Origin of the sequence: Mycolicibacterium pyrenivorans (assembly GCF_025821625.1) — a bacterium.
Classification (GTDB): domain Bacteria; phylum Actinomycetota; class Actinomycetes; order Mycobacteriales; family Mycobacteriaceae; genus Mycobacterium; species Mycobacterium pyrenivorans.
This window is the reverse complement of sequence record NZ_JACKSH010000009.1, coordinates 1-366: the sequence shown is the minus strand read 5'-3', so window position 1 is coordinate 366 and position 366 is coordinate 1. Positions and strand designations below refer to the sequence as shown.

Here is a 366-nt window from a genome sequence, read left to right as displayed (position 1 = left end):
CTGTGGGCCGGCGGCTGAACAGGCCTTCGGCCAGGTTGGGCAGCGCCACCAGCGTTGTGAAGCGCACACTCTCGGCCGTGGAGGCGTGCGGGAAGGCGACGGCGCGGCTCATCAATGTTTCTTACTGGAGATGATGGCGACGGTCGTCGTCGTGCCGTGGTGCATTGACGGTGGCTTGGATGTGGCTGAGCAGTGTATGTCGAGCGGGCTTGGCTTCGGGGACCGGTAGCAGTGGGTAGACGTGAATTGCGCCTGGGTGCTCGTGGTAGGTGATGCGGTCGTTGCCGATGCGGTCGCGTAGTTGACGGCAGTCGGCAACGAAGATGTCGCGGTCGCCGACGTAGAGGTCGATTGGTGGAAGGTCAT

At 63.4% G+C, this 366-nt stretch carries 1 pseudogene; it reads right to left on the bottom strand.

The annotated features are described in order from the left end of the window. Positions 1-121 precede the first annotated feature (121 nt). Positions 122-366: pseudogene (locus tag H7I57_RS00720) on the bottom strand (hypothetical protein); the annotation flags it as partial.